Annotated in this window: 21 protein-coding genes; 4 read left to right on the top strand and 17 right to left on the bottom strand. The window is 54.4% G+C overall.

The features are described 5' to 3' along the window. Positions 1–30 precede the first annotated feature (30 nt). The 7 genes from cmk to xerD all read right to left on the bottom strand — a co-directional run bounded on the left by cmk (position 31) and on the right by xerD (position 5,880). Positions 31–744, bottom strand: a complete 714-nt coding sequence (gene cmk, locus HGAS_RS00495) for a (d)CMP kinase (protein WP_019126014.1) — start codon at positions 742–744, stop codon at positions 31–33. A 2-nt stretch (positions 745–746) separates the two neighbouring features. Further along, a complete protein-coding gene (locus HGAS_RS00490) occupies positions 747–1,868 on the bottom strand; it encodes a prephenate dehydrogenase (protein ID WP_019126013.1) in 1,122 nt (373 codons plus the stop codon). Between the two features lie 17 nt (positions 1,869–1,885). Continuing rightward, positions 1,886–2,635: a pseudouridine synthase gene (locus tag HGAS_RS00485; RefSeq protein ID WP_009409431.1), complete on the bottom strand. Its 750-nt coding sequence runs from the start codon at positions 2,633–2,635 to the stop codon at positions 1,886–1,888. Continuing rightward, positions 2,632–3,213, bottom strand: a complete 582-nt coding sequence (scpB, locus tag HGAS_RS00480; RefSeq protein WP_019126012.1) for an SMC-Scp complex subunit ScpB — start codon at positions 3,211–3,213, stop codon at positions 2,632–2,634. Before scpB ends, HGAS_RS00485 begins: the two co-directional genes overlap by 4 nt. Continuing rightward, a complete protein-coding gene (locus tag HGAS_RS00475; protein ID WP_019126011.1) occupies positions 3,210–3,998 on the bottom strand; it encodes a segregation and condensation protein A in 789 nt (262 codons plus the stop codon). Before HGAS_RS00475 ends, scpB begins: the two co-directional genes overlap by 4 nt. Next, entirely contained in the window at positions 3,988–4,854 is an 867-nt protein-coding gene (locus HGAS_RS00470) for a ParA family protein (protein WP_019126010.1), read from the bottom strand. The genes HGAS_RS00475 and HGAS_RS00470 overlap by 11 nt, the downstream gene beginning before the upstream one ends. Positions 4,855–4,923: 69 nt before the next feature. Next, positions 4,924–5,880 carry a site-specific tyrosine recombinase XerD gene (gene xerD / locus HGAS_RS00465; RefSeq protein ID WP_019126009.1) on the bottom strand — a complete coding sequence of 319 codons (957 nt, stop codon included), beginning with the start codon at positions 5,878–5,880 and terminating at the stop codon, positions 4,924–4,926. A gap of 128 nt (positions 5,881–6,008) precedes the next feature. Between xerD and tkt the strand changes: the two genes are divergently transcribed. After that, positions 6,009–8,090 (top strand): transketolase, encoded by a 2,082-nt coding sequence (gene tkt, locus HGAS_RS00460; protein ID WP_019126008.1) that lies wholly within the window; start codon positions 6,009–6,011, stop codon positions 8,088–8,090. A gap of 21 nt (positions 8,091–8,111) precedes the next feature. Here the strand turns inward: tkt and HGAS_RS08330 are convergent, their stop codons facing one another. The 9 genes from HGAS_RS08330 to uvrC form a co-directional block, all read right to left on the bottom strand. Then, positions 8,112–8,627 (bottom strand): YdcF family protein, encoded by a 516-nt coding sequence (locus tag HGAS_RS08330; RefSeq protein WP_267878822.1) that lies wholly within the window; start codon positions 8,625–8,627, stop codon positions 8,112–8,114. A 25-nt stretch (positions 8,628–8,652) separates the two neighbouring features. Further along, a complete protein-coding gene (gene secG / locus HGAS_RS00450; protein WP_019126006.1) occupies positions 8,653–8,898 on the bottom strand; it encodes a preprotein translocase subunit SecG in 246 nt (81 codons plus the stop codon). A gap of 119 nt (positions 8,899–9,017) precedes the next feature. Further along, positions 9,018–9,797 carry a triose-phosphate isomerase gene (tpiA, locus tag HGAS_RS00445; RefSeq protein ID WP_019126005.1) on the bottom strand — a complete coding sequence of 260 codons (780 nt, stop codon included), beginning with the start codon at positions 9,795–9,797 and terminating at the stop codon, positions 9,018–9,020. A 3-nt stretch (positions 9,798–9,800) separates the two neighbouring features. After that, the gene (locus HGAS_RS00440; protein ID WP_019126004.1) at positions 9,801–10,994 is read right to left on the bottom strand and encodes a phosphoglycerate kinase; all 1,194 of its coding nucleotides are present in this window, start codon (positions 10,992–10,994) and stop codon (positions 9,801–9,803) included. Positions 10,995–11,101: 107 nt separating this feature from the next. Continuing rightward, positions 11,102–12,109: a type I glyceraldehyde-3-phosphate dehydrogenase gene (gene gap / locus HGAS_RS00435; RefSeq protein ID WP_019126003.1), complete on the bottom strand. Its 1,008-nt coding sequence runs from the start codon at positions 12,107–12,109 to the stop codon at positions 11,102–11,104. Positions 12,110–12,293: 184 nt separating this feature from the next. Then, on the bottom strand, positions 12,294–13,277 hold the full coding sequence (gene whiA / locus HGAS_RS00430; RefSeq protein ID WP_019126002.1) for a DNA-binding protein WhiA: 984 nt from the start codon (positions 13,275–13,277) through the stop codon (positions 12,294–12,296). Between the two features lie 41 nt (positions 13,278–13,318). Then, entirely contained in the window at positions 13,319–14,323 is a 1,005-nt protein-coding gene (locus HGAS_RS00425; RefSeq protein ID WP_009409444.1) for a gluconeogenesis factor YvcK family protein, read from the bottom strand. A gap of 3 nt (positions 14,324–14,326) precedes the next feature. Continuing rightward, on the bottom strand, positions 14,327–15,283 hold the full coding sequence (gene rapZ / locus HGAS_RS00420) for an RNase adapter RapZ (RefSeq protein ID WP_019126001.1): 957 nt from the start codon (positions 15,281–15,283) through the stop codon (positions 14,327–14,329). 59 nt (positions 15,284–15,342) lie between these two features. Then, positions 15,343–17,355 (bottom strand): excinuclease ABC subunit UvrC, encoded by a 2,013-nt coding sequence (gene uvrC / locus HGAS_RS00415; protein WP_019126000.1) that lies wholly within the window; start codon positions 17,353–17,355, stop codon positions 15,343–15,345. 110 nt (positions 17,356–17,465) lie between these two features. Between uvrC and glnA the strand changes: the two genes are divergently transcribed. The 3 genes from glnA (at position 17,466) to HGAS_RS00400 (ending at position 22,770) form a co-directional block, all read left to right on the top strand. Next, positions 17,466–18,890 carry a type I glutamate--ammonia ligase gene (gene glnA, locus HGAS_RS00410; protein ID WP_019125999.1) on the top strand — a complete coding sequence of 475 codons (1,425 nt, stop codon included), beginning with the start codon at positions 17,466–17,468 and terminating at the stop codon, positions 18,888–18,890. Positions 18,891–18,963: 73 nt separating this feature from the next. Then, positions 18,964–20,823 carry an AMP-dependent synthetase/ligase gene (locus HGAS_RS00405; protein ID WP_019125998.1) on the top strand — a complete coding sequence of 620 codons (1,860 nt, stop codon included), beginning with the start codon at positions 18,964–18,966 and terminating at the stop codon, positions 20,821–20,823. A 33-nt stretch (positions 20,824–20,856) separates the two neighbouring features. Further along, a complete protein-coding gene (locus HGAS_RS00400; RefSeq protein ID WP_019125997.1) occupies positions 20,857–22,770 on the top strand; it encodes an AMP-dependent synthetase/ligase in 1,914 nt (637 codons plus the stop codon). A gap of 132 nt (positions 22,771–22,902) precedes the next feature. Here the strand turns inward: HGAS_RS00400 and uvrA are convergent, their stop codons facing one another. Next, positions 22,903–25,767: an excinuclease ABC subunit UvrA gene (uvrA, locus tag HGAS_RS00395; protein ID WP_019125996.1), complete on the bottom strand. Its 2,865-nt coding sequence runs from the start codon at positions 25,765–25,767 to the stop codon at positions 22,903–22,905. Positions 25,768–25,771 lie beyond the last annotated feature (4 nt).

Below are 25,771 nucleotides of genomic sequence, written 5' to 3'. Positions count from 1 at the left end.
TCCAATTGAGTACGGCGACCCCCGTCACATTCAGTTGTGGTTTCCACTCATGCCTGCTGGCAGAAGTGAAATAACCGCCTCCAAGACCCCCTCAATATCAAGATCCGAGGTATCAACCAGCTCAATTCCAGGACCCGGATTCGTAAATTCACTGACAGTTGAATCAGCTGCATCACGATCGACAATCTGAGAACGAACTTTCTCTAGGCTCTCAGGGCTGTCATCGCCAAATAGCTCCTTAGCCCTCCGCTTCATCCGCGCAAGCGGTGAAGCAACAAGCAAAACTCTCAAATCGGCCTCAGGGTATACAACAGTGGTGATATCGCGTCCTTCCGCAACCATTCCACTTCCGTTTGCAGAAGCTTCGGCCATGCGTTGACGCTGATGCTCGACCATCCATGCGCGAACTAAAAGGTTCGTGGAAATCTTCGAGACTGCCTCGGAAACGGTAGAGGATCGGATTAACGAAGTGACCTCGCGATTTCCAACAAAGAAATGAGGATCATCAGGATTCGAATCGGCGTGCAGATCAAGAGAAGGAAGCAAGGCGGCAACAGCATCGTGATCGTCTAAAGCAACGCCTGACTCTAAGGCAATAAGAGTCAATGAACGATACATCGCCCCGGTATCGAGGTAGCCAATGCCCAGGCGACGAGCAAGTAATTTAGCAATCGTTGATTTGCCAGAACCCGCAGGTCCATCAATTGCAATTGTCAGTCCGTGAGGGGAAAGACCGTCAGACATTATTAATCTCCACTTCCGGTATTCCACCCGCGTTCCTGCAGCTGGCAGATGGTCGAAGAAACGATAGATGGATCGAGACTGAGTCGGGCAACACCCATTTGAGCGCCTGCAGAGTGCTCAAGGGCGAAGTCTTCAATATTTACGCCGATCTCACCGAGATCTGCGAATAGTCGACCGAGAGAGCCAGCAGTATCAGGAACAAATACATCGAGAACAACGTAGCGGGTTGGCGCTCCACCGTGTTTACCCGGAATCCGCGCGACTCCCCTATTGCCCTGATCCATCACACGATAGACAGCTCCAACGCTCCCACCTTCAAGAGGACCTTCCTGCGCGGCGGCATCTAGATGCGAAATCAAATCATCGAGATCGCCGCGAATATCCTTCAACACCTTGACAACGGGACCAGCATTACCCGCCAAAATAGCGGTCCACAAACGAGGATCGGAGGCGGCAATTCGAGTTGTATCACGCAAGCCTTGACCCGAAAGTGAAAGGGCTGAAACGGGGGCATCTGCGAGCCGAGCAGCAAGCATTGACGAGACCAACTGAGGTACGTGCGAAATTAGCGCAACGGATTGATCATGCGTCGAAGCGTCCATCTCAATGGGGAAGGCTCCCACATCCCCCGCAAGCGAACGAATCCGCATCACTGCATCAGGAGATGAAGTCGGGCTAGGAACAATCACCCATGGCCTGCCGTAGAAAAGATCTGCGTCTGCCGCACCTGCGCCACTACGCTCGCGACCTGCCATCGGATGAGAACCCACGTAGCGGCTCGTGATATCGAGGCCGCGACGCTCTGCTTCCTCGACAACTCCCTCAAGGACAGCCAACTTTACGGAAGCGACATCGCTGACGACGGCCTCGGGATACCGAATCAACGCATCCACAACACAAATATCAGCAACGTCAGGAGGAGTTGACACAATCACCAGCGACGGAGAGCAGTGATCATCCGGACCGATCAGAGTACCAGCGCCCAAATCCTGCGCTAAGCGTCCAGCCGTTGGAGAGGAATCACGAAGAAAAACCTCAACTCCCCCACTACGAAGTGCAAGCGCAAGAGAAGTGCCCAGAAGACCCGTGCCGATAATCAGGACGGGGCCGCGGGTCGTGCTCACGTGAGATGGCACAGGACTCACAAGCCAACTGCGTCATAGAGAGCAGCAAGCTGCGGGCCCTTGACGCGACGCATTGTTCCGGGTTGTAGGTGTTCCAGGCGAATAGGCCCAAACTTTGTACGAACGAGCTCGCGAACTGGGTAGCCCACCTCATCCATCAGACGGCGGACAAGGCGGTTACGTCCTTCATGGACGACGATTTCAACAGTGGTGATATCACCGTAAGTTTCCATGGTGCGGAAAGAATCAACCGCAATCGGACCATCTTCCAATTCGACGCCTTCGAGCAGACGACGGCGGACACCCGGCTTAACTTCGCCGTGAACACGCGCGATATAGGTCTTAGGAATCTCGTAGGAGGGGTGGGTCAGTCGGTTCGCAAGCTCACCATCATTCGTCAGTAAAAGCAGCCCAGATGTATCGATATCCAAGCGGCCCACGTGATACAGACGCTCAGGGTAATCAGCAACAAGATCCGCTAGCGTCGGACGCCCCTCCGGGTCTGACATGGTCGAAACCATGCCAACAGGCTTATTCACAGCCATGACGATCGGACGATTCTCTTCCAAAATAATCCGCTTACCATCGACGTGGATTGCCTGACGCCTGGGGTCAACACGCATACCTTGACCGCGAACCACCTTGCCGTCAACTGAAACACGGCCTTGGGCAATAAGCTCTTCTGCTGCCCGTCGAGAAGCTACCCCCGCACGTGAGAGTACTTTTTGCAGGCGAATGCCGTCTTCACTATAGGAATCGTTTCTCACAGTGTCTCCTCAAGTTCGTCCAGCTCGTCCGAAGCCGGAAGGTAGGGGGCTAATGGTGCCAATTCGTCAAGGGAATTCATTCCCATTCGTTCAAGAAATACTTGGGTCGTCCCATACAAACGAGCCCCCGAAGAAGATTGGCCAACTTCCTCAATGAGTTCACGTGCACTCAAGGTCCGAACCACTGCATCAACATTAACGCCGCGAATTTGAGAGATCCTCGCACGCGAGATCGGTTGACGATAGGCAATAACCGCAAGTGTTTCCAGAGCAGCTTGTGACAGTTTAGATTGTCCTGATCCAACAATAAACTGGGAAACAAGCGACTCCCAGCGAGGAGCAGAATAAATTCGCCATCCTCCACCTAGACGCCGAAGTTCAAATCCGTGTTCACGGCCGCCAGAGCGTCCAGCGTATTGCGCAGAGAGCGCTTCAAGCACGTGCTCGATATCTTCAGCAGATACATTGAGAACACCGGCAAGCTGTTGAGCAGTAACAGGTTGATCGACAACCATCAAAATTGCTTCGATGGGAGCGAAGAGAAGTTGAGTCTCAGCGAGGTCACGTGCATCGCTCATACGTCCTCCTCCCATTCATCGACCTTTGGGTCATTCCCATTCCATACAAGTTCCAGTGTTGAAAGCGCCTCTTCCTGCTGGAACTCGATCGCTCGGCGCCTGTACAACTCTAAGATAGCGAGGAAACGCGAGACAACAACAGCCGTATCGCGCGCGTCCGAGATGAGCTGAGAAAAGGTTGCGTGGCCATAAGCACTTAGATACGCGATGACGACCTTTGCTTCCTGAGCAACCGGCACTGCAGCTGAATGGAGGTGCGTCACTTCGACGGTCGGCGGCTGAGCACTGAGCGCGTCCGCACATGCACGAGCAAGATCCTCAGCGCCTACTTCCCATCGAAGTTCCGGAAGAAGTCGAGTGAACTGAGGTTCAAGCGCAACACTGCGCGGGATTAAACCCACATAGGCATCAAGCCGTTGTGCGATCTCCCCCGCAGCTAGCTTGAATGCCCGATATTGAAGCAAACGACTGAAGAGCAGGTCACGTGCCTCGAGGTCCTCACTACTCAGCGATGATTCCTCTTCATAATCAGGAAGCAAACGCGCTGCCTTTATATCCAACAGTGTCGCAGCTACGACAAGGAATTCACTGGTCCGTGAAAGATCAGGAAAGGCATGCATATGTGCAATGAACTCATCGGTCACTTCGGCAAGGGCAACCTGAGTGATATCAAGCTTCTTCCGAGAGATCAATTGGAGCAGAAGGTCGAAAGGACCTTCGAAGACTTCAAGCGAGACTTGAAAATCATCAAGTGCCGCTTGAGTCCCGTCATATTCAGGCGACATCTCCACGCGCGATGATCTCTCTGGCCAAACGTCGGTAGGAACGCGCGCCCGGGTGGTTCGGCGCGTAGCTGGTAATTGGCACTGTCGCGACTGAAGCATCGGGGAACTTCACAGTACGCGCAATCCGTGTTGTGAAGACAAGGTCACCAAAGGCCTCGTCAAGTCGCTCCAAAACCTCACGGGAGTGCAAGGTGCGGGTATCAACCATCGTCGCCAGAATTCCGTCGATCTTCAGGCGCGGATTAATTCGATCGCGCACTGTTTCGATGGTTTCGACTAGCAATGCGACACCGCGAAGAGCAAAAAACTCCGCTTCCATAGGAACAATCACACCGTGTGCCGCGGTCAAGGCATTGACGGTGAGTAGTCCAAGCGAAGGCTGGCAGTCAATCAAAATGACGTCGTAGTCATCGACGACCGGTCGAAGAACACGCGAGAGTGCTGATTCACGCGCAACCTCGTTAACCAACTGAACTTCGGCGGCCGAAAGATCGATATTTGCAGGAACGATATCGAGGTCGGGAATTGAGGTGTGGCACAGGGCCTGATGAATATCTTCCTTCGGATTCATCAGGAGGTTATAGATTGTGTGTTCCATATCCAGGGTATTGATACCCAAGCCAACAGATGCGGCGCCTTGAGGATCGAAGTCAACAATCAGAACACGACGTCCATATTCAGCTAGCGATGCTGCAAGATTGATGGTTGTCGTTGTCTTTCCAACCCCACCTTTTTGATTACACATCGCAATAATGCGTGCGGGTCCATGCCCGGTCAGTGGTGCCGGGACGGGGAAATCATTTTCTTCGTTGGCAGGAAGATCCCCGGTAAGCGTTGGCTGAGATGGATTCGTCACGTTCCCTATCTTAGTGCATTGCTCCACACAATTCCGCCCTACCCCGCTTAAGTTGTGAGCTCGCTTGTCTTATTGGGATTGCGAGGCCGAGGTTGTGAGATCGCTTGGATCGAGCTGCGCGCGCGGATGGGCAGTTCGGTACATTTCCTTAAGGGTCGCAATCGTCACCTTGGTATAGATTTGCGTCGTCGAGACAGAGGAATGCCCAAGCAATTCTTGTACGTCTCGGATATTCGCTCCGCCTTCTAATAAATGTGTGGCAAAGGAATGTCGCAAGGTATGTGGAGAGACGGGCACCTCAAGCTGCGCGAGCGTTGCAGCGCGTTGAATGATGTCCCAAGCGGACTGACGCGAAAGTGCGCCTCCCCTATTGTTGAGGAAGACGTTCGGGCAGCCTTTCCCTTTTGAAGAAAAGAAGGGACGCGCACGCACAAGATAGGCTTCAAGAGCCTGTTTTGCCATAGACCCCAAGGGAACAAGTCGTTCCTTACGTCCCTTTCCAAACAGGCGAATGATCGGAAGTTCTTCATTAAGGTCGAGGTCATCAATCGCCATTGAAACGGCTTCGCTCACGCGGGCACCCGTTGCGTAGAGGGTTTCAAGCAGGGCTCGATCACGAAGTGAACGCGGATTATCCCCGGTACCCGCCGCCTCGAGCAAGGCTTCAACTTGCTCGACTGTTAGAGCTTTCGGAAGGTGCTCAGCAACTTGAGGAACACGAACTTGGGCGCTGGGATCCTGCGCACTGTGGCCTTCTCGAAGTGCGTATTTGTGGAAAGAACGAATTGCCGCTAATGCGCGCGCCACGGAGGAGGGTGCTGCAGCATGTCCGTCTTTCACCTCGCTAAGTGACGCAAGAAAGTCCTCAATCGAACTCTCGGTGATCTGATCGCATTGATCAACGCCACGTGCCTCTAGGAAAGCGCAATATTTTTGTACATCGCGCCGATAGTTGGAGACAGTATGCGGGGATGCGCCCTTCTCGACACTCAGGAAAATAAGCCATTCTTCCTGAACGCGCTCCATTTGTTTAGCCACGGGGTCATTGTATTTGCGCCCGACTGATTTACTGCATATTCGCTGTTAGAGCGCGGCGAGCGGCTACACTTAACCCTGCAGGGAAGCCATCTTACCGATTGCCAGGAGGTCCAATCGTGCCCGCGTCTTGGAATGAGCTCGATAGCCGCGCTATTTCCACCGCCAAAATTCTTGCCGCTGATGCAGTTGAACGTGTCGGAAATGGACACCCGGGAGCAGCGATTTCGCTTGCTCCTGCGGCGTATGCGCTCTACCAGCATCACCTTCGCCTTGACCCGTCAGACCCACACTGGCTGGGCCGCGATCGTTTCATTCTTTCGTCGGGCCACTCTTCACTGACTCAATATCTCCAGCTCTATCTTGCGGGAATGGGCGTTGAACTTGAGGACCTGAAAGCCCTGCGTACCGAAGGCGCACTCACCCCTGGACATCCCGAGTTCGGGCATACCCCGGGTGTTGAACTCACAACTGGACCGCTGGGAACCGGTCTTGCTTCCGCTGTTGGTTTCGCGATGGCTGAGCGTTTTACCCATGGTCTGCTTGATCCCGAGACTCCTCATGGTCAGTCGATTTTTGATCATTGTGTTTACGTCATTGCCGGTGACGGCTGTCTTCAAGAGGGCGTTTCCGCGGAGGCTTCGTCCCTTGCGGGAACACAAAAGCTCGGCAACCTCATTGTTTTATGGGACGATAACCGCATCTCGATCGAGGGCGATACCGATATCGCATTCAGCGAGGACGTTCTCAAGCGCTACGAGTCCTATGGTTGGCACGTCCAGCGCGTGAACTGGTTGAGCGAGGATGGCTCCTACGTTGAAGACGTTCAAGCCTTGGATGAGGCTTTGGATGCCGCTCGTGATAACACCGACCAGCCCTCGATCATTGCGCTACGGACGGTTATTGGTTGGCCGACTCCCGAAAAATCCAACACCGGAGGAATTCACGGTGCCAAACTCGGCGAAGAGGCACTTCGTGGATTAAAGCTCGCATTGGGAGCCGATCCGGATGCTCACTTCGCCGTCGATGAAGAGGCCGTTGCGCATTCTCGCAATCAATTTGCTCAGCGTGCACAGGCACTCCGTAACCAATGGAATCAGCGTTTCGAGCAGTGGAAGGACGCAAATCCCGATCGAGCGGCTCTTCTTGAGCGCCTTCGTCAGGGAGGACTCCCCCAGGGGTGGGAAAAGGCGCTCCCCGAATTCCCAGCGGATAAGGCAATCGCAACCCGCTCGGCCTCGGGAAAGGTACTGAACGCTATCGCACCGGTGCTTCCTGAACTCTGGGGTGGCTCCGCTGACCTCGGTGGATCAAATAACACCTTCCTCAATGGATTGACCTCATTCCTTCCGGAAGGGACGTACTCGCGTTCCTTTGAAGCTGACCCATACGGCCGCAACCTCCACTTTGGTATTCGCGAATTTGCGATGGCCTGTGCGATGAACGGTATCGCGGCTGATGGTCTTACTCGAGTGTATGGCGGCACCTTCTTTGTGTTCTCGGACTTTATGCGCGGTGCGGTTCGCCTTGCCGCTCTCATGGACCTTCCCGTCACCTATGTTTGGACACACGATTCAATCGGTGTTGGCGAAGATGGACCCACACACCAGCCCATTGAACATCTTGCTTCCTACCGTGCGATTCCAAATCTTGCAGTGATTCGCCCTGCGGACGCAGCTGAGACTGTCCAGGCATGGAAGAACATCCTCGAGCAGCATCATCCTGCAGCTTTGGTCTTAAGCCGACAGAACCTTCCTAATCCCGCCCGTGGTGAAGGAAGCGAGCTTGCTGATGCTCAAGGTGTTGCCCGCGGTGCCTACATTCTCGCCGATTGCGAAGGCACTCCCGAGGTTATTTTGATGGCCACGGGTTCAGAGGTAGCACCTACTTTGGAGGCTCATCGCCTGCTGAAGGGCGAGGGAGTTGCCTCGCGCGTTGTCTCGGTTCCGTGCATTGAGTGGTTTGAGAACCAGGACGAGGCCTACCGCGAGTCGGTCCTCCCCTCGGCGGTTCGCGCGCGCGTGGCTGTCGAGGCCGGCATTGCGCTTCCTTGGTACCGCTGGGTTGGTGAGGCCGGACGGATCGTCTCCCTCGATCACTTTGGCGAGTCCGTGGACGGCGCCCGACTGTTTGAGAAGTACGGCTTCACGCCTGAGAACATTGCGGCACAGGCTCGCGAGAGTATCGCTGCCGCTCACTAAGGGGTACTTCTCCCCCGCTTTCTAATTCGAGAATATCAACGAGCCGAGATACGGCGATAGGACACTGGCTGCCCAGATCATCGTGATGATGACGTAGGGAAGCCAGTGTTCCTTTGTAATAGCTATAAATTCGCGAATAAACGCAGTTGGAAAGTAATAGCCAGCCGTCTTCGAACCGATGCCGTCACCCTTGAGCCCAACTTTTGACGCATAGAGTGACGTTCGGAAGACGTGGTAGTCAGATGTGACAAAGGCGCAGCGGTATGCTCCTAAACCTCGTGCTTCCAGAAGATGCTTGGCAAATAGAAGATTCTCCATGGTTGTGGTTGAACGGTCTTCAAGAAGGATTGAGTCCTGTGGGACGCCACGTGAAGATAAATAGCGGGCCATGGCTTCAGCTTCAGAAATGACTTCGTCACTTCCCTGCCCACCCGAGGGAATAAGAATCGCATGTGCGCCCTGTGCTTTCCATAGCTCTAAAGCCTTATCGATTCGTCCTCTAAGCAGGGGTTCAAACACAAACGCCGCGCTTAACAAAAGCGCGGCGTTAAAAGACTTCCGTTCAGGAAGCGAACTTCATCAGCACTCCCATACCGATAATGCTCACAACCCAGATCAGGAGGATTGCTAAGGTGATGCGGTTCAGGTTCCGCTCTGCGACGCCAGAAGAACCAGCCGAAGAAGAAATTCCGCCACCGAACATATCGGAAAGGCCGCCACCCTTACCCTTGTGCATCAGAATCGTCAGGGTCAGCAAAATGCTGGTCAGGGTGATGATGACGATGAGTGTAATGTTCAGTGCCGCCACGTTCGATTTTCCGATTCTTTCAGAGACTTCAACGGTTTGTAGTCTAGCGAATAATGCTTGGTTAAGGCCAGCTGGGCACCGAAGTGTTGCGCACTTCGGTGCCCAGAGCCTTTAAAGGATCACAGCTCCTGGAAGCGAGCCATCGCGGCGAAGGAATCCGCCTTCAGCGATGCGCCACCAACAAGCGCGCCATCAACATCGGGCTGGCTCATGAGCTCCTTGATGTTTCCGGGCTTTGCCGAGCCGCCGTAGAGGATACGGGTGGAGTCAGCGGTTGCGTCGCCGTAGTCAGCACGCAGTGCCTCGCGGATCGCACCGCAAACTTCCTGTGCGTCATCGGCAGTAGCAGTCTCGCCGGTACCAATTGCCCAAATGGGTTCGTAGGCGATGACAATCTTCGCGACCTCGTCGGCGGTGAAGCCTTCGAGTGCTGCACGAACCTGACCGAGAACGAACTCGACGTGGGTTCCAGCCCTACGAACCTCAAGAGCCTCGCCGCAGCACAGGATCGGAGTCATGCCGGCATCGAATGCCTTGCGAGCCTTTTGGCCGACAAGTTGATCGGACTCGTTGTGGTACTCACGACGCTCGGAGTGGCCAACGACCACGTAGCTGCATCCAAGCTTGGTCAGCATCTCAGAGGAGATCTCACCGGTGAATGCACCATTGTCGTGGACAGAGATGTCCTGTGCGCCGTACTTGATCTGAAGATCATCGGCGTCAACAACGGTCTGCACGGTACGAAGATCGGTGAAGGGAGGGATCACCAGGACCTCGCAACGCGAGTAGTCAAAGTTGTGGTCGGAAAGTTCCATGGCCAAGCCCTGGACCAGGTGATTTGCCTCGAGGTGATCGAGGTTCATCTTCCAGTTACCTGCCATCAAAGGGGTACGTGTCATTGTTCAGTCCTCCAGTACTGCGATACCGGGCAGAACCTTGCCCTCGAGCAGTTCGAGAGAGGCGCCACCACCGGTGGAAATGTGAGAGAAAGTAGATTCGTCAAAACCGAGGTTACGAACGGCGGATGCGGAGTCTCCACCACCGATAACGGTGAATGCGGTTCCTTCGCTCATTGCACGTGCGACTGCCTTTGTTCCCTCTGCGAATGCGGGGAACTCGAAGACGCCCATGGGGCCGTTCCACACAACGGTCTTCGCAGAAGCAATTGCTTGAGAGAAAATCTCGCGGGTCTTCGGGCCGATGTCGAGGCCCATCTGATCTGCGGGAATTGCGTCAGAACTTACAACGGTTGCGGGCGCGTCTGCTGCGAACTCAGGAGCAACAACAGTGTCGACGGGCAGAAGAAGTTCGACGCCATTCTTCTTTGCGGTCTCCATGTAACCCTGAACGGTGGGAATCTGGTCTGCCTCAAGAAGAGACTTGCCAACTTCGTAGCCCTTCGCAGCAAGGAAGGTGTAGGCCATGCCGCCACCGATGATGAGCTTATCCGCCTTCGAAAGCAGATTAGCAATCACGCCGAGCTTGTCGGAGACCTTCGAGCCACCCAGAACGACAACGTAAGGACGCTCCGGATCATTAACTGCCTTACCCAGGGACTCGATTTCCTTAACGACCAGCAAACCTGCTGCACTGGGCAGAAGCTTGGCAACGTCGTAGACAGAGGCTTGCTTACGGTGAACAACACCGAAACCATCGGAAACAAAAGCATCGGCGAGTGAAGCGAGCTGCGTGGCGAAGGCCTCGCGCTCTGCATCGTCCTTCGAGGTTTCTGCAGCATTGAAGCGAACGTTCTCGAGAAGAACGATTTCACCGGGCTTTGCGGCCTCAACTGCAGCGTGTGCTCCTTCACCGACAGTATCGGGAGCAAGAGTGACCTTGACACCGGTCAGCTCGGCAAGGCGGGTGGCAACGGGTGCAAGCGAGAATGCGGGGTTGACTTGGCCCTTCGGACGACCGAGGTGAGCGGCAATGATGACCTTTGCACCTGCATCCAAAAGAAGCTTGATCGTCGGAAGTGCCGCGCGAATACGGCCATCATCGGTAATGTTCTGATCAGCATCGAGGGGAACATTGAAGTCCGAACGGAGCAGAACGCTCTTACCGGAAAGATCACCCAGGCTATCAATTGTCCTCATGGGAATCTCCTTAAATAAATAAAAAATTGAGACGCTAGCGAACTGGGCCCGCATACGCTTTCACGTACACGGGCCCAGTAACTAGCAGATCATGCTCTATGCGAGGATCAGGCCAGCTTGGAGCCAACCAGCGAGGTCAGGCGAACGAGAGCGTTCGAGTAGCCCCACTCGTTGTCGTACCAAGAGAGAACCTTCACCAAGTTGCCGATGACCTTGGTCTCGGTTGCATCGAAGATCGAGGTGTGGGGGTTGCCCACGATGTCGGTGGAGACAATCGGATCTTCGGTGTACTCAAGAACACCCTTGAGCTCGCCCTCGGCGGCAGCCTTCACGGCAGCCTGGATAGCCTCAACCGAGACCTCCTTCGTTGCAACGAAGGTCAGGTCGGTCAGCGAGCCGGTCGGGGTGGGAACGCGAACTGCGAGTCCGTCGAACTTGCCCTTGAGCTCGGGCAGAACCAGAGCAACAGCCTGAGCCGCACCGGTCTTGGTGGGGATCATGTTGAGGGCTGCTGCACGTGCACGACGCAGATCCGAGTGGGGAGCGTCGAGAACGCGCTGGTCGCCGGTGTAGGAGTGGATGGTGGTCATGATGCCGCGCTCAATACCGAAGTTCTCGTGGAGAACCTTGGCCAGAGGAGCAAGGCAGTTGGTGGTGCACGAAGCGTTGGAGATGATGTTCATCGTGGCGGGATCGTAATCACCGTCGTTCACGCCCATGACGAAGGTGCCGTCAACGTTCTTTGCAGGTGCCGAAATGACGACCTTCTTTGCGCCAGCTGCGATGTGTGCAGCTGCCTTCTCGCCATCGGTGAAGAAACCGGTGGACTCAACGACAACCTCAACACCGAGCTCGCCCCAAGGCAGGTCGGCAGGATCGCGCTGTGCGAGAACCTTGATGTGCTTTCCGTCAACGATGATGCCCTCATCGTCGTAGGAAACCTCACCATTGAAGCGACCCATGATCGAGTCGTACTTCAGCAGGTGTGCCAGAGTCTTATTGTCGGTCAGATCGTTAACTGCAACGACCTCGAGGTCTGCGCCCTGCTCAATTGCAGCGCGGAAGAAGTTACGACCGATGCGGCCAAAGCCGTTAATGCCAACGCGGGTGGTCACTGTTGTCCTCCTGCTTGTGCCCCCTGCGGGACACGCTTTCTGTATCAACCATGAAGATGCGGTTTGCATCTATGGCCCGCAGTTCTCTGCGGTTCCAGTACCTCTAATCTACACCTTCGCGGTCCGAGATGAGGGTGAACTAAGTCCTTAGAGATCTGGCCCACATTATGCTGAAAGAGAGATCTCAGTCACCGTCGAGCATATCCAAGGTCAGGGCAGATTCGGTATCGGGAATACCTCGTTCATGCGCGACCTTATCGGCCATAGCCAAAAGACGGCGAATACGCCCTGCAACCGCGTCCTTTGTCAGCGGCGGATCGGTATGTTTGCCCAGCTCCTCAAGGGAAGCCTGCTTGTACTGGATGCGCAACTCCCCCGCCTGCCTCAGGTGATCTGGGACATCGTCGCCCAAAATCGCAAAAGCCCGCTCGACCCTCGCGCCGGCCGCGACCGCGGCGCGCGCGCTACGACGAAGATTCGCATCATCAAAGTTTGCTAAGCGGTTAGCTGAACCCCGGGCCTCGCGACGCTCACGCCTCTGCTCCCAAGCAACATGAGTAGCAGGTGCACCCAGCGCACGGATAAGCGCACTAATGGCCTCGGAATCACGAGCAGTGACGCGATCAGATCCGCGTACTTCCTTCGAACGAACAGTAGCTCCGAGCTTACGGGCGAGCCCCACCATCGCGAGTGCGACCTCGGGTCCCGGGCATGTAATTTCCAAAGACGAGGAGCGTCCAGGCTCGAGAAGAGAACCGCGGGCAAGAAATGCGCCGCGCCACACAGCCGCGGCCTCGTCTTTACCGGAAGCAACCAAAGTCGCAGGGAGCCCGCGCACTGGTCTTCCCGCCCCATCGACGAGGCCGGTGAGTCGAGCAAGTTCATCAGCTCGGTGCACGACGCGTACGACGTAACGCTTGCCTCGGCGCAGCGACGAACCCGAAACGACAACAACAAAGGACTCAACGTTGTACAAGCTGGTCAGGAATGTACGAAGACGACGTACTGCTACGGAAGAATCCAACTCCGCTTCGATAAGGATCCGACCACCCACGAGGTGTAGACCACCTGAGAAACGAAGAATCGCACATACCTCCGCGGCCATCGCAGATTGCGAAGGAACCGCGCTACGCGCTAATTCGTCTTTCATATCCGATGTGAGGGACACCTTGTCTCCTTATGTCAGGGTGCACTGGAACGAGGAAGATTTTACGGGAGCCAGGTTTCGCTGCGGCCAACTTCGCCAAGAAAACCATCAAAAGCATCACGCAATGCCGCTGCAAGTCGTAAAGGATCATGATGGGCTTCGCCATCACCGGTGCGAACTTGACGCAAAAGCACACGTGCGCCTAGCGCATCGGCAGCCTCGGCAAGATCATCAATATCGTCAGTCGTTGTCGGATCGGCGATCACCACATCCAGTTTGAAACTGGGAGCATATTGAGCGATCGCTCGGACATGATCAGCAGTTGTCATTGACTCTGTTTCGCCACGCTGACGTTCAAGGTTCAAAATCAGTGCACGGTGAGCTTCGGTCGTCACCAGTGCACGGTGAAGATCAGGAACCAGTAGGTGAGGAATTACCGAGGTGTACCAAGAACCGGGACCAAGAACAACCCAATCGGCTTCCGAAATTGCATCGGTAACTGCTGCGGGAACCTTTGGTTCTTCTGGACTGAGGCGTACTGCCTCAACATCACCCGGTGCAATTGCGACTTTCGATTGTCCTTTAACGGTGTAGTGTCGCCCGTTATCATTCATATCCGCTTCAATACTCAGCGGGTCTGTCGACATCGGGAGAACGCGCCCCTGCGCACCCAAGAGACGGCCAACAAAATCAAGACCTTCAACCGGGTCGTCAAGAAGCTGCCACAATCCAGCAATCACAATATTGCCGACTGCGTGACCATCCATCGGACCACTGGTCTTCAAGCGCATCTGGAAGACATCGCGCCAAGTCAAACCCCATTCAGTTTCTTCACACAAAGACGCTAAAGCCATGCGTAAATCACCAGGAGGAAGAATTGGCATTTCTGCGCGAAGTCGGCCCGAAGACCCACCATCATCGGCAACGGTGACCACGGCTGTGAGCTGACGTGTAATGTGTCGCAGTGCGCGCAGAGTAGCGGATAGTCCGTGTCCACCACCTAGAGCGACAACACGGTTATTCGATTCGCCGCGCTGCATCCACCCTGCAGCATCAACGTAGGTCATCGACTATTCCTTTCCCATATCGCGATGCATGATTCGCACATTGAAACCATGCTCGCGCAGCCTGCGGGCGATGAGCTCTGCGCTCGCCACTGAACGGTGCTTCCCGCCCGTACACCCAACTGCAATTGTTGTGTAACGCTTGAGTTCACCAATATACCCCTTCAGCATGGGTGCAAGAAGATCGGCGTAACCAACAACGAAGTCGCGGGCACCAGGCTGGGACAAGACGTAATCTGCAACGGGTTGGTCTTTACCCGTCAAATGACGCAATTCATCAACCCAGTAGGGGTTCTTTAAAAAGCGGACGTCAAGAACGTGGTCAGCATCCAAAGGAAGACCATGTTTGAAACCAAAGGATTCAACGGTGATACGGAGCGGCACATCGCCTGCCTGAGCAATCACATCACGGATGTGACGCGTCAGGTCATGGACCGACATCCTGGACGTGTCAATGATCGTATCTGCGAAACGACGCAGAGGAGCAAGCGCGCGCTCTTCGGCTGTGATCCCATCAAGAAGAGTTCCGTCTCCCTGAAGCGGGTGAGGGCGGCGATTTGATTCATAACGCCGGACAAGAGTGTCCGTCGAAGCCTCAAGGAAGATTACTCGATAAGCAACCCCCAACTCTTTAAGCTGTTCAAGGGCACGAGCAAAATCAGCAAAGAACTCACGTGAACGCACGTCAACAACGACAGCCAGTCTGTGAACTCCCCCGCCAACGGGACTCATCATGCCAACCAGCGCTGGCAGCATTGCCGGTGGAAGATTGTCAACGACGTACCAATCAAGATCTTCGAGTGCACGGGCAGCACCAGTACGCCCTGCTCCTGAGCACCCGGTGATGATCACAACCTCGTTTCCACCCTCATCGGCAACATCTGGGGCAATCTGATCGAGAAGTGGGATACCTCCGGGCACAGTTTCCTGCGAAGTGTCGGGTGGGATGGGAGTTTCGCTCATACCCCTATGGTGCCATTGATCAGCGAATCTTTCCCGGTTTTACCTCAGACAGTTTGACGCTATGACGAAAGCGGAGAATCCGGATTGAGCGCCTGCCAAATAACGCTTCCCAAGGAGGGACCGATCCCATTCACTTCTGCGATTTGTTCAGGCGTAGCCTCACGAATTTTCTTGACAGAACCGAAGTGACGTAAGAGCGCTTTCTGGCGTGAAGGACCAACTCCTGCAATTCCATCCAGTACCGAACGCTGCTGATTCTTCGCGCGCCGTTTCCTATGCGCTGTGATGGCGAATCGATGGGATTCATCTCTTAGATACTGAAGCATATAGAGAGCTGCAGAGGTACGCGGGAAGATCAGCGGGAATTCCTCGCCGGGAATCCACACTTCTTCGAGCCTCTTTGCAAGGCCGATCAGGGGAATATCAATTCCCATTGAGTCCAAAGCATCGCGGGCAGCATTAACCTGCGGCAAACCACCGTCAACGACTACTAAATCTGGTCGATAGGAAAAGCGCCGTGGCCGTCCGTTAGCATCAACCGGACCGGATTCAAAGGCGATGCCTTCCTCATCTTCACCATCTTCGCCATTTTCTTCAGCAAGGAGCCTACGGAATCGGCGACGAAGGACCTCGTCCATCGCCGATGTATCGTCAGGCGTCCCCTCACCATTTTCGCCGTGAATATTGAAGTGGCGATACGCGTCCTTCCTTGGCACTCCATCTTCAAAGACAACCATTGAACCGACCTGAAGCTGGCCCTGAGTGTGCGAGATGTCGTAGCACTCGATGCGCAAAGGAGATGCTGGAAGATCAAGGTATTCGGCAAGCTCGTCCAGGGCTTGACCGCGCTGAGCAAGATCGCCACTACGGCGCGTCTTGTGAAGAACTAACGCCTGCTTGGCATTCTCTTTAACGGTCTCCATAAGCTGAGCCTTCGGACCGCGTTTGGGGACATGGATGTCGACCGCCGCTCCCCTTTTTTCAGAGAGCCACTCAGCAATTGTGCCCTTTTCGGTAGGCATCACACTCACCAAAATCTCACGCGGCACCGCTCGAGTCGGAGTATGAATCACGTCATCGACTGATAGTGCCTGAGCCTGTTCAATGCGTCGTTTCCTACCCTCAGGAACATCTGGCAGTTCGGAATAGATCTGTTCAAAGAGCCTGGCCATGAGTTCGGCTTCACTGGCATCATCATCGCGCGAAACTACCCAACCTCGAGTGCCACGAATACGACCTCCACGAACATGGAAAACATGCACCGCGGCATCAAGCTCATCACTGACTAAGGCAAAAATATCGGCGTCGGTTCCATCGTTTAAAACCATCGTGTTGCGTTCTAGAACCGTCTCTAGAGCACGCAGATCATCGCGTTTCTTTGCAGCCGTTTCAAAATCGAGCTCAGCACTAGCTTGCCGCATTTCAGACTCGACTTGGCGCAGGATAGGGCTTGCCTTTCCCTCAAGAAAGTCACACATTGACTGCGCTAAAGCGCGATGTTCGGATTGAGAAATACGGCCAACGCACGGTGCCGAGCACTTGTCTATATACCCCAGGAGACACGGACGTCCCTGAGCTTGAGCGCGCCGGAATACCCCGGCAGAACACGTTCGAACTGGAAAAACTCGGATCAGGAGTTCAATGGTGTCGCGGATGGCCCAAACTTTCGTATACGGACCAAAGTAACGTGTGTCTTTCCTGCGCGCTTCTCGGGTGACTTGGACGCGAGGGAAACGCTCCCCCATACTCACCGCGAGATACGGATAGGACTTGTCGTCCTTAAACATGACGTTAAAACGCGGATTGAATTCCTTGATCCACGTAAATTCAAGGGTAAGTGCCTCAACTTCATTACCAACAACCGTCCACTGCACCGAGGCAGCGGTTGTGACCATTTTCTGGGTACGCGGATGAAGATTGGCAAGGTCTTGAAAGTAATTGGTCAGGCGCGCTCGAAGGTTCTTTGCCTTACCAACATAGATGACTGCGCCCTGTTCATCGCGGAACCTATAGACTCCTGGGTCTGTCGGGATCTCGCTTGTTTTCGGTCGATATGTCGAAGGATCAGCCACGCCCCTAGCCTAACCGGGCATTCAATGTGCCGCTTGCTCTGCATGGCATTAGAAAACTTTTGGTCTGAGGTTTATCATTTCTTGAAGGTATTGCTGCGGAAAGGTTTGCCATGTTTACCCAGGCCCAAGAGGTTATCGACTTCATCGAAAAGGAAGAAATTGCGTACATCGACGTACGTTTCTGTGACCTTCCGGGAGTCCAACAACACTTCACTATTCCCGCCAGCGAACTTCAGGCCTCGGTCCTCAAAGATGGACTGATGTTCGACGGTTCTTCGGTTCGTGGCTTCACGCAGATTCACGAATCAGATATGAAGCTGATCCCAGATATTACCTCTGCTTTTGTCGACCCTTTCCGCGCCACTAAGACACTCGTCATCATTTTTTCCATCGTCGACCCATTCACTGATGAGCCTTTCTCACGCGACCCCAGACAGGTTGCTGCGAAGGCAGAGGCCTACTTGCGCTCCACAGGCATCGCCGACACTTGTTACATCGGCGCAGAAGCAGAGTTTTTCGTCTTCAACGATGTGCGTTACCAAGTGAGTCCTCAATCAACCTTCTACGCCCTTGACTCCGACGAGGCCTACTGGAACACAGGACGCACCGAAGAAGGCGGGAATCTGGGATATAAAGTTGCGCTGAAGGGCGGTTATTTCCCTGTCTCCCCCAGTGATGACTTCACCGATCTTCGCGATGAGATGTCTAACCTCCTGACCGAGGTTGGACTCAAGCTTGAGCGTGCACACCACGAGGTTGGCTCGGGCGGCCAGCAGGAGATCAACTACCGCTTCGATACCTTAACAACTGCCGCAGACGACATGATGAAGTTTAAGTACGTCATTAAGAACGCTGCGCGCGCCGCGGGGCTGTCGGCAACCTTCATGCCAAAGCCTCTATTCGGTGATAACGGTTCGGGAATGCACACCCACCTATCCTTGTGGAAGGACGGCGAGCCTCTCTTCTATGACGAACGAGGCTACGGTTCTCTTTCCGACACCGCTCGCTGGTTCATCGGTGGACTTTTGGAGCACGCGCCTGCTCTGCTTGCCTTCACAAACCCCTCGGTCAATTCTTTCCGCCGACTTGTCCCCGGCTTTGAAGCACCGATTAACCTTGTCTATTCGGCACGTAACCGTAGCGCCTGTATTCGCATTCCCGTAACTGGTACTTCGCCTGCCGCCAAACGCATTGAATACCGTGTTCCTGATCCCAGTGCCAACCCCTACTTGTCCTTCTCAGCCTGTCTTATGGCCGGTATCGACGGGATCAAGCGCCGTATCGAACCAGCTGCACCCATTGATAAGGACCTCTACGAACTTCCGAGCGCTGACTACGATTCCATCGCGAAGCTTCCTTCAAGTTTGGAAGCGGCTCTTGAGGCACTTCGTAATGACTATGAATTCCTCACCGAAGGGGATGTCTTCACTGAAGACCTGATCGAAACCTGGATTAACTATAAAGAAACGGTGGAGATTGCCCCAATGCGTGCCTACCCGCATCCCTACGAATTTCAGCTGTATTACGATCTGTGAGCTAGATAGCCGCCATTAGACGCTATATTCATAGTGTCAGCTCATGTAACTGCAGGTCCGAAACGGAGACATCATGAAACGCATGCGTGACGGTTCGTATACGATCAAGCCGAAATTTAAGCTCCCTTCGCACGAGCTGCTCCCTGACCTGCTCGCTGCACGTGCCGAGGCTCATCCTGATCAGGTCGTTATTGAGACACGTTCGTCCGTTGGCGCAAGCCGGAAGATCACTGCTTCGGAACTTCAACGTCAGGTCGAATACACCGCCTGCGGCCTTGTCGGCCTCGGTATCGAAGCGGGTGACTCGGTCGCGATTCTCGCCTCCACATCCATGGAGTGGTTGCTACTCGACCTTTCTCTTCTCTCGATTGGGGCCGTCACGGTCCCGATCTATGAGTCTGATTCAGCCGCGCAGATCCACCACATCCTCGAAGACGCGCACGTCGTTCAGGTGTTCACGGCGACGACGCAACAGGCAGAATTAGTTCGAAGTGTCGCTCCCGCTTTCACGCGCTCAATCGACAGTTTCGATCAGGGAGCATTACGAACCATTGCTCGCGCTGCTAAGCACGTGTCAATCGACGACGTTACAACTCGCCGTTCTTCACTGGACTCTTCATCGATCGCGACAATTATCTATACCTCCGGAACCACCGGCGTTCCTAAGGGTGTTGTCCTCACCCACGCAAACTTCCTTGCGACGATTGCAGGCGCACGTCAGGTTGTTGGCGATATCGTTGACTCGTCTGATACACGACTACTCCTCTTCCTTCCGGTCGCGCATGTTCTTGCACGCCTCGTTATGCACCTCGTGCTTTCTGGAGCGGGTGTCCTTGGATTCTCGCCAAATATTAAGAATCTGCTGCCCGACATTCAGGCTTTTAAGCCCTCCGTTCTACTCGTCGTACCGCGTGTGCTCGAAAAGGTCTACAACGCCGCCTCCGCGAAAGCCGGCGGCGGAATCAAGGGCAAGATGTTCGCTTGGAGCGCCAAGCAGGCTCGCACATATGCACTCGCACAAGAGCGTACTTTCGGACCTTCTCTACTGAAGAAGGCACGCCACGGCATTGCCGACGCACTCGTTCTGAAGAAGATTCGTTCGATTCTTGGCCCGAATCTTCGCTACATCGTTTCCGGCGGGGCGCCTCTAGCGACCGACCTTGCTCAGTTCTATTCGGGTATGGGTATCACCCTTCTCCAGGGCTATGGCTTATCCGAAACGACCGGACCGATCGCCGTACAGCATGTCGGTAAGAATCCCGTAGGTACCGTAGGTCTGCCCCTTCCGGGAAACTTCATCAAGATCGCAAAAGATGGAGAAATCCTTGTTAAGGGTGTTTCTGTCATGCCCGGCTACTATCACCTGCCTGACCAGACTCACCAGGTTATGCCCGATGGTGAGTGGTTCCATACCGGTGACTTGGGATCTATCTCAAAGAGCGGCCAGCTTTCAATCACCGGACGAAAGAAGGAACTCATCGTCACCGCGGGTGGCAAAAATGTTTCTCCCGAGGTTTTGGAAGATTCACTGGCAACCCACCCCTTAATTGCAAACGTGATTGTTGTTGGCGACCAACGGCCATTTATCGGTGCGCTCTTTACCCTTGACGCTGAGATGCTTCCGGATTGGCTCCGTAAGCACGGACTCCCCCGTTGTTCTCCTCTCGAGGCCGCCCAACTTCCCGAAGTGCAAGCCTCACTCCAGCGTGCAGTAGATCGCGCAAACAAGGCAGTCTCTCGCGCGGAGTCCATTCGCAAATTCCGAATTATTGATGCGAGCTTTACTGTCGAAAACGGCTACGTGACCCCCTCGATGAAGCTTCGTCGTGGGAAAGTACTTCATGATTTCGCAGATGAAGTTGACGAACTTTACGGTGGTCCACTTGAAGCTGCCCCGGCAAAGCGCCGTCGGTTCTTTCGACGTGCACGATAGTCGCTGAACTCAATACAACTGAAAGGGATACTCATGACAGTACGCAGGCTTGCAGATGGCTCTTGGGAAGCGATTGCAACTCGCGAGGCGAGCCCCGAGATGAATTTGCCGTCAATGCTTCGCCTGCGTGCTCAAGAGCACCCTGGTCAGGTTGCAATTGAGCGTCGTTCGCCTGTGGGTACTTGGCGCCCGGTTACCATTGATCAGTTCCTTTCGGATGTTGATTCGATTGCTCGTGGCCTCATCGCGCTGGGACTTGAAGCAGGTGAGCACCTGGCGATTTTGGCGCCGACATCGTACGAGTGGGCTCTCATCGACGTCGCTGCCCTGTCCTGCGGTGCGATCACTGTCCCGATCTACGAAACCGATTCTGCCGTCCAAATTGAGCACATCCTCAAGGACGCAGATATCCGCATCGTCATTACCGCGACGACTCAGCAGGCCGAACTTGTTCAGTCAGTAAAGACAGATTCAGTTCGTCATCTCCTCTCGCTTGATAAGGGAGCTCAGCGCGATCTTGCCCAAGCCGGGCTCAATGTTCCAATTGAAGAAGTGCGCCTGCGGACCGAGGCCGTCAAGCTTGAGGATGAAGCCACCATCATTTACACCTCCGGAACCACTGGGGTCCCTAAAGGCGTTGTTCTGACACATGGGAACTTCATCAGCCCCATGCTTCAGGCTTACGATTTCCTTCCTCTTCTGATCAATGATCCGCGCTCTCGTTCACTGCTGTTCCTGCCCGTGGCTCACGTACTCGCACGCTTCGTGATGTACTGCTTGCTCTCGGGACAGGGAGTCGTAGCCTTTTCACCAGATACGCGCAACCTGGTTGATGATATTGCGACCTTCAAGCCTTCAATGCTTCTGGTTGTCCCGCGCGTCTTGGAGAAGGTCTATAACGCGGCATCAGCCAAGGCCGGTGGCGGTTTCAAGGGACGAATGTTCTCTTGGGCAGCAAAGCAAGCGCGCGCACTTTCGCAGTCTCGTGCCTATGTGGATACTCCTCTTCCCGAGTCCTTAGTTGCTGGTCCCCTACCAGACACCACGCCCGTGCCCGACGCCTCGGCAATTCCTTCTCCCGGCCCCTCCACTCTCTTAAAGATTCGCGGACGTGTTGCTGACGCATTGGTTCTCTCAAAGGTCAAGGCGATTCTTGGGCCGAACCTTCACACGATCATCTCTGGAGGCGCTCCCCTCGCCCTCGACCTCGCAAACTTCTACCGAGGCCTCGGACTGACCCTGCTCCAGGGATACGGGCTCTCCGAGACGACCGGTCCCATCAGCGTCGAGATCCCCCAGGATTTCCCGCCGGATAGCGTTGGCTTTGTTTGGCCCGGTAACCAGGCAAAACTGGCCAGCGACGGGGAACTTTTAGTCCGCGGAATTTCAGTTTCCCGCGGTTACCATAACCTTCCCGAGGCCACCGCTGAGGCCTTCGTTGATGGCTGGTTTAAGACCGGGGATCTGGCCTCAATTGATGATCGAGGCCACATCCGTATCACTGGCCGCAAAAAGGAGCTCATTGTCACTGCAGGTGGGAAGAATGTCTCTCCAGAAATTTTGGAAGATGCCCTCTCAACCCATCCGTTGATTGCCAATATCATCGTTGTTGGTGACAATCGCCCGTATATCGGAGCGCTAATTTCACTCGACACAGAAATGCTTCCTGAATGGCTTCGCGCCCACGGGCAACCCGTCGTAGATGCTGCTCAGGCTGCAGAGCTACCTGCGGTGCGTGAATCTCTAGAACGCGCGATTGCGCGGGCTAATAAGCAAGTCTCTCGAGCAGAATCGATCCGCCGCTACCGTATCGTGAACGCAGCCTTTACGGTTGAGAACGGATATATGACGCCATCACTGAAGCTCAAACGACGTCGGGTTCTTGCTGATTTCGCGGATGAAGTCGAAGCACTTTATGAATCGGGAACAACCCCCGAAGCTCAGTGAGCCTTGCCAAGATCATTGCGTATGATTTTCTGAAGCGAGAACACTGCTTGTAAAGAGTTGTGTGGGCTCCCCTTTCGGGAAGCCCACACAACTCTTTACAACTCAGCTTTCCGGCGCAAGTCGGCCTTCCTGCTACTTCGACTTCGCTCCGTGCTGTTCTGAGGCCTCGAAAATCTCCGCAAGGAACTGACCAGTGAATGATTCATGAACCTTGGCAACTTCCTCAGGGGTTCCTTCTGCAACGACGGTACCGCCACCGCTACCTCCCTCGGGACCCATGTCAATGACCCAGTCGGCACTCTTGATCACGTCAAGATTGTGCTCGATGACGATCACCGTATTGCCCTTATCGACCAGGCTCTGAAGAACTAGTAATAGTTTCCGAATATCTTCGGTGTGCAGACCCGTAGTTGGTTCGTCTAGGACATACACCGTCCGGCCCGTTGAGCGACGTTGCAGCTCCGATGCGAGCTTGACGCGTTGTGCCTCTCCACCGGACAGAGTTGTGGCAGCCTGACCAAGTCGCACGTAGCCCAAGCCAACTTCAACCAAGGTGTTCAGGTGACGGGCAATACGCGAGATTGGGGCAAAGAACTCAGCGGCCTCGGCAATAGGCATATTGAGGACATCTGCGACACTCTTACCTTTGTAGAGGATCTCCAATGTCTCACGGTTGTAGCGTGCACCATGGCAAACCTCGCAGGGGACGTAAACGTCCGGAAGGAAGTTCATCTCGATCTTGAGGGTTCCATCACCCTTACAGGACTCGCACCTTCCCCCCTTCACATTGAAGGAGAAACGCCCAGGACCATAGCCACGAAGTTTCGCCTCAGGAACTTCAGCAAAAAGCTTACGGATTTGATCCCAGACCCCTGTGTAGGTAGCCGGATTAGACCGCGGTGTGCGGCCGATCGGCGATTGGTCAACATGCACGACCTTATCGAGCCCCTCAGTTCCTACGACGGAACGATGGCGTCCCGGGACAAGGCGGGCACCGTTCAAACGGCTGGCTAAGGATCGATAAAGAATTTGATTGATCAGGGTAGATTTACCCGAGCCCGATACGCCTGTCACCGCAGTGAAAGTCGAGAGCGGGAAGGACACTGTGACGTCTTTGAGATTGTTCTCGCGTGCACCCTTCACCGTAATCTGGCGCTTGGGATCACGCTCCCGGCGGGATTGAGGGATAACAATCGAACGCTTTCCACTGAGATATTGCCCCGTCAACGAGCGTTTATTCTCTTTCAGCTCTTCAAGAGTTCCACTGTGAACGATCCAGCCACCGTTTTCACCGGCCCCCGGGCCCACATCAACGATCCAGTCAGCAGCCTCAATGGTTTCTTCATCGTGTTCGACAACGATCAGGGTATTTCCGAGGTTGCGTAGGTGTTCCAAGGTCGCAATCAGCTTGCGGTTGTCACGTTGGTGAAGACCAATTGAGGGCTCATCGAGGACGTACAAAACCCCTACAAGGCCGGAACCAATTTGGGTTGCCAAACGAATTCGTTGAGCCTCACCACCAGAAAGGGTTGCAGCCCCGCGAGAGAGCGTCAGATATGACAGGCCTACATCGACCAAGAACTTCAATCGAGCTTGAATTTCTGTCAGAATCGGAGCAGCAATGACAGATGAACGTTCTTCCAAAGTAACGCTGTCGAGAAAGTCTTTCGCATCGCGAATCGACAAATCCGAAAGCTGTGCGATTGACAGATCACCAATGGTTACCGCCAAAACCTCAGGACGTAATCTGGCTCCTTGGCATGCGCTACAGGGGACTTCACGCATGTACGAATCCATACGATCAACGACCAGCTGCGATTCAGTCTCTTCTTTTTTACGCTGGATATAGGTGAGTGCGCCCTCGAAACCAGTCGTATACGAACGTTCGCGACCCCAACGGTTACGGAATTTAACTTTTATTTCGTAGTTTCGACCGTTGAGGATTGCATCCTTAACCTTCTTGGGAAGATCTTTCCACGGGGTCTCCATAGAAAAACCAAGCTCTTTTGACAGGGCTTCCAAAAGGTGGCGGTGATACTTAAAATTCGAGTTCCAAACAATCACTGCGCCTTGATTGAGCGAGAGTTCCTCATCTGGCACAACAAGTTCGGGATCGACTTCGAGTTTGGAGCCCAAGCCCGAGCACTCAGGACACGCGCCGTAGGGTGCGTTAAAGGAGAAAGTTCGCGGTTCGATTTCATCCAATGTCAAGGGATGGTCGTTGGGGCACGAACGCTTTTCAGAGTATTTGCGTCGACGATCAGGATCTGACTCATCCAAATCAATGCAGTCGATGATCACCAAGCCGTCCGAAAGACGAAGTGCTGTTTCAACGGAGTCGGTCAATCGTTGACGGACGCCCTCACGTACGACAAGACGGTCGACAACAACTTCGATCGTGTGCTTGAGCTTCTTTTCCAGCGGCGGGACATCCTCAAGTCGAAGCAATTGCCCGTCGACGATTGCTCGCACATAGCCAGATGCCTTGAGTTCCTCGAGAAGATCCTGATATTCGCCCTTGCGCCCTCGCACAACAGGCGAAAGAACCTGGAAGCGGGTTCCTTCAGGAAGAGAGCGAACACGATCAACAATCTGTTGGGGAGTCTGAGCTTGGATACGAGCTCCACATTCTGGACAGTGGGCTACCCCCGCGCGCGCAAATAAGAGGCGCAAATAGTCATGGATTTCGGTAATCGTACCGACTGTCGAACGCGGATTACGCGAGGTAGATTTCTGGTCGATTGAGACTGCTGGAGAGAGTCCCTCGATAAAATCAACATCAGGCTTATCCATCTGTCCCAAAAACTGACGCGCATATGAGGACAGCGATTCAACGTATCGTCTTTGCCCTTCAGCAAAAATCGTGTCAAATGCAAGAGAAGATTTTCCCGATCCCGATAGACCGGTGAAAACAATCATCGAGTCACGGGGAAGATCAAGGTCAACACCCTTGAGATTATGCTCGCGGGCACCACGGACAATTAACTGATCATGCACTCCA

Source organism: Actinomyces sp. ph3 (assembly GCF_000308055.1).
GTDB lineage: Bacteria > Actinomycetota > Actinomycetes > Actinomycetales > Actinomycetaceae > Pauljensenia.
The sequence above is the reverse complement of the archived record's forward strand: the minus strand, read 5'-3'. Positions and strand labels throughout refer to the sequence as shown.